The organism is Sphingomonas sp., assembly GCF_051962185.1.
In the GTDB taxonomy this organism is placed as follows: Bacteria; Pseudomonadota; Alphaproteobacteria; order Sphingomonadales; family Sphingomonadaceae; genus Sphingomonas.
In genome coordinates this window covers 1-4,781 of the sequence record NZ_JBQCCN010000045.1, presented here as the reverse complement: position 1 = coordinate 4,781, position 4,781 = coordinate 1, and the positions used below count along the sequence as shown (strand labels likewise).

At 67.5% G+C, this 4,781-nt stretch carries 3 protein-coding genes and 1 pseudogene; all 4 read right to left on the bottom strand.

Features of this window, described 5'->3' with window-relative positions; all coding sequences use genetic code 11:
- On the bottom strand, positions 1-1,773 hold a 1,773-nt coding region (locus ACTHJR_RS02865; protein ID WP_440521565.1), incomplete at its 3' end, for an XrtA/PEP-CTERM system amidotransferase.
- Positions 1,774-1,896: 123 nt separating this feature from the next.
- The gene (xrtA, locus tag ACTHJR_RS02860) at positions 1,897-3,432 is read right to left on the bottom strand and encodes an exosortase A (protein WP_440521564.1); all 1,536 of its coding nucleotides are present in this window, start codon (positions 3,430-3,432) and stop codon (positions 1,897-1,899) included.
- Entirely contained in the window at positions 3,429-4,652 is a 1,224-nt protein-coding gene (locus ACTHJR_RS02855) for a TIGR03087 family PEP-CTERM/XrtA system glycosyltransferase (protein ID WP_440521563.1), read from the bottom strand. The genes xrtA and ACTHJR_RS02855 overlap by 4 nt, the downstream gene beginning before the upstream one ends.
- Before the next feature lie 6 nt (positions 4,653-4,658).
- Positions 4,659-4,781, bottom strand: a pseudogene (locus tag ACTHJR_RS02850) (FemAB family XrtA/PEP-CTERM system-associated protein); the annotation flags it as partial.

The following is a 4,781-nucleotide window of genomic DNA, read 5'->3' as shown; positions in this document are numbered from 1 at the left end:
CGGACCGTCGAACCATTGCAGCAATCTTGGCGAGCGCGATAGCGCCGCCGCTTCGTCGGCCAGCGCACCACGGAACCAGGCGCTGATCGGGGTCACGAACCCCATCTTGGGCCGGTAGAGGATATCCTGCGGCAGATAGCGTTCCATCGCCTTCTTCATCAGCCACTTGCCCTGCCCGCGCTTCAGGCGCAGCGACACCGGCAGCGTCGCGGCGAACTCCATCAATTTATAGTCGAGCAACGGCTCGCGCGCTTCCAGGCTGACCGCCATGCTGGTGCGATCGACCTTGGTCAGGATGTCGCCGGTCAGCCAATGGCGGATATCGGCATATTGCGCGCGGTCGAGCGGATCGCGCGCGGGTGCGTCGCGCATCGTCGCGATGTAGCGATCCTCGGCACGATGCCCGCCGAGCTGGCGCCACGCCGCGGCGTTGAAGAGCTTCTCGCGCAGCGCCGGCGTCGTCACCCCGACCGAGCGCGCATAAGCCGTGCCGCCATCCTCGGCGAGCGCCAGCAAGGTCGTCTTCGCGCGGAGCGGCCGCGGCGCCCAATCGGCCTTGGGATAGAGCCGGCCCAGGGTGCCGAACACATTGGCCGACATCTCGCGCGGCAGCAGCGAGCGGACGCGCTCCTCGGCCGCCTGGAACTTGTAGCGGCGATACCCCGCGAAGGCCTCGTCGGCGCCGTCGCCCGACAGCGCTACCGTCACCTGCTCGCGCGCCAACTCGCACACGCGATAGGTCGCCAGCGCCGAAGCGTCGGCGAAGGGCTCGTCGAACGCCTGGGTCAGCCGGTCGAGCAAGGCGAAATCGTCGGCAGCGACCACGCGCTCGCGATGATCGGTATGATAGCGCGCCGCGATCGCATCGGCATAAGCGCGCTCGTCATGCCCGGCCTCCTGGAAGCCGATGGTGCAGGTCTTGACCGCGCCAGTCGACAATTCGGCCATCAAGGCAACCACTGCCGAGCTGTCGACCCCGCCCGACAGGAATGCGCCGAGCGGCACGTCGGACACCATGCGCAGCTTCACCGCCAGCCGCATCCGCTCGACCAGTTCGGCTTCGAGATCCTTGAGCGATCCGTTGGCGCGCGAGGTGAAGTCCAGGTCCCACCAGCGTTGCGGCCGCGGCGCCGGCCGGCCGCGCTCGATCAGCAGATAATGCGCGGCAGGGAGCTTCTTCACGCCGGCGACGACACAGGCATCGTCGGGGACATAACCCAGCCCCATGAAGTCCTCGATCGCCGACAGGTCCGGCGCACGGCGCAGCAAGGGATGCGCCAGCACGCCCTTCAGCTCGGAGGCGAAGGCGATCGATCCATCCGACAGCTCGGCGTAATGGAGCGGCTTCACCCCCAGCCGGTCGCGCGCCAGGAACAGGCATTGCCGCCCGGCATCGTGCAGCGCGAAGGCGAACATGCCGTTGAGCCGGTCGAGCATCGCCGGTCCCCATTGCCGCCAGCCATGGAGCAGCACCTCGGTATCGCCATGGGTGACGAACTTGGCGCCCATTTTCTGTAGCTCGGCGCGGACCTCGGCGAAATTGTAGATCTCGCCATTGTAGGTGACGGTCAGTTCGCCGTCCTGCATCGGCTGCGGGCTGCCGGCGACGTCGATGATCGCGAGCCGGCGGTGCGACAGGCCGACGCCGGGCGCGGTCCACACGCCGGCGCCATCGGGGCCGCGATGCGCCTGCGCGTCGGCCATCGCCAGCACACGGGCGCGCTCGACCGGCTTGGGGGTCCCCGGGTGATAGACCCCGGCAATGCCGCACATAGTGTTAGATGCTCCCTGCGTCCGTCACCGCGACATTCCCCGTCACCCCAGCGAAAGCTGGGGTCTCACGCCTCATCGCGATACGGCTTGAGATCCCAGCTTTCGCTGGGATGACGGAAGAAGTCACTGCCCCATTCCCGCGCTGCGATCCGCCAACACGTCGAGCGGCCCCAAAGCCGCGAGGAATTTCGCCATCGCCGCGCGTGGATCGTGCCCCGGCAACGCCTCGGCCGAGAGATGGATCGCCACCGCGCGCTGCGGCCCGCCGAACAGCTTGGCCTTGAGTGTCTGGAGCTTCACGACCTTGGGATCGGACGTGAGGACATTGCCGATCCGGTACCAGGTCGCGACCTGGCGCTCGACCGGGCCCGGCGCGGTGATCCGCATGACCGTGCCGCCATCGAGATCGTCGAGATCCTCGATCCGCACCCAGCGATCGTCCTGCTGCATGACGCCGATGCCGAAGCCGACGACCTCCTTGCCCTGATGCTGGCTGCCATAGACCGCGATGGCGAGATCGACGGCATCGCCCTGATCGTCGACATAGCGGCCGAACAATTGATGGTCGGCGCCCGGATAGGTCGGCGTCCACGGCGCGCGCGTGCTGACCGGCGCACGGTTCCAGCCCGCGACCTGGGGCAGATCGATATGCTGCGGCAGGACCTGAGCGCGGCTGGCGATCGCGGACGACCAGGCCGTGAAGGACGCTGCCACCGCGAGCACCAGCAACGCCGCCACGATCGTATCGAGCGGCCAGCGCACCGGCCCTTGCAGCGTCGCCGGATCGAATGCCGGCGCATCGGGCGCGCGGTCGAACCATTTCCAGCCGATCGCCAGCACCATCGCCATCACCAGCCCGAAGAAGATCCAGCCGAACACGATATGGTCGTATCCGGTCGCCTGCTCGACACTGGTCAGCACCGCGGCATAGATCGTCCCGAACGCGCGGACGCCATTGGCCAGCACCGGCACGATGATCGCCATCGTCATGAACACGATCCGCCGCGGCCATGTGCGGTAGCAGAGGTTCGCGACCAGCACGCCGTACGCGATCATCGCGATCACGAACTTGGAGCCCGAACAGGCCTCGGCCACCTCGAAATATTTGTCGCCGGCGGTGATCAGCACGCCGTTCACCGTCGCCGCGACGCCGACCAGGTGGAGCAGATGCATCGTCATCCACACGGTGATCGTCTGGAGCGGCGGTTCCATGAACTCGCCGAACGGCACCAGGAACAGGGCATAGGCGATCGGGAACAGCAGCCCGCGCGTCACATTGGAGCCGAGCAAGGTGATCGCCGCACCCTGCAACATCATCACGACGCCCAGGTGCCGCGCGAACGACACCCCGCCGGCATCGCCGAGCAGCCAGCCGAACCCGCCGGCCGCGACCAGCAGCAATCCCGGCGCCCAGGCCTGGGGCGTCAACCGCGCCAGTTCGGCGCGCCGGATCCACACCAGCCAGCCGACCACCGGCGCGATGAACAGGCAATGCCCGAAGGTCGTGTTGGTCCAGTAGAGCGTCGCGAGCGCCGCGACGTCGTGCCGGAACATCAGCAGGATCAGCGCCATCGCCGTGGCGAGCGCAACCAATGGCCGGCGCCAGGCCGGCAAGATCGCAATCGGCAATTGCGGGGCGGAACCGGCGACGCTGGTCATGCCGCCGCCTTTCGCCGGGTCGTCGGAGGTGCGCCCTTCGATGCCGGCGCGATCAAGCTGTCGAGCGCCGCCAGCCGCGCGTCCCAGCCATAGCGCGCCTTGACCCTCTCTCGCGCCTTGCGCCCCATTGCCGCCGCGGCGGCCGGATCGGCAAGCAGGCCGTTCACCGCAGCGGCGACCTCCGCCACGCTGTCGCCGCTCAGGATCGTGCCGTCATGATCGATCCCTTCGGCAGCGGCATTGCTCGCCACCACCGGGCGCTCCATCGCCATCGCCTCGAGCACCTTGTTCTGAATACCGCGCGCGATCTTGAGCGGCGCGACGACGCAGGCCGCGGCGTCGAGCCAGGGCCGCACGTCGGCGACTTCGCCGGTCACCTTGACGCCATCCTGTTTGGCCAGCGCCTTGACCGCATCGGTCGGATTGCGCCCGACGATCGCGAACACCGCGTCGGGATGCGCGAGACGGATATGCGGGAGGACCGTCTCGGCGAACCAGGTCACCGCCTCGACATTGGGGCGGTAATCCATCTGGCCGGTGAAGGCGATCAGCCTGCCGGTGGTGTCGATATGGCGGAACGACGCGGCGGGATCGAAGAAATCGGTATCGATGCCGTTCTCGACCACCTGGACGTTGGCGGCACCGGTCCGCGTGCGGAACAGCGCCGCCTCGGCCTCGCTGACGAACAGGCTGGCATCGACGCGTCGCGCGACCTGCCGCTCGAACTGGAACAGCAGGTTCGCCTCGCGCTGCATCAGCCAGCGCATCGGACCGCGCGATCCGCGCGCGTAATCGGCAAACTTGAGCGAATCCATGTCGCAAAAGTCCATCACGACGCGTGCCCGCGTCTTGGCCGGCACATATTGCGCCATCTGGCTGGAGAAGACGTAGATCGTGTCGATCGAACGGCGCGCCAGGATGTCGGCGACGGCATCGTGCATGACGCGATTGTCGAACGCGGTCAGCGACGCGGCCTTGCGCTGCGCCAGCGCCTCGATCAGCGCCTTGGGCCGCGATTTCGACCGCCAGATGATCGAGCGGCTCGCGGTCAGCGACACCAGCCCCTTGCTCTGCTTGAGGTCGCGCGGATCGTCGGCGAAGGCGAGCAGATGCACGCGCTTCCGCGCGGCGAGATATTTGAGCACGTTGAACGCACGGATCTTGTCGCCGCGATCGGGCGGGAACGGCGATCGATGCGCGAGGAACAGGATATCGCCCATTGGACCTTAGCCTAGGCCTTTGGCGATCACCGGCCCCATCGTGTTGGCGAGCCAGAGCGGCAGCTTCTTCCAGACCGCGACCTGCAGCCGGTATTTCGGGCTCATCGGGTTCATCTCGCGCGGCGTCTC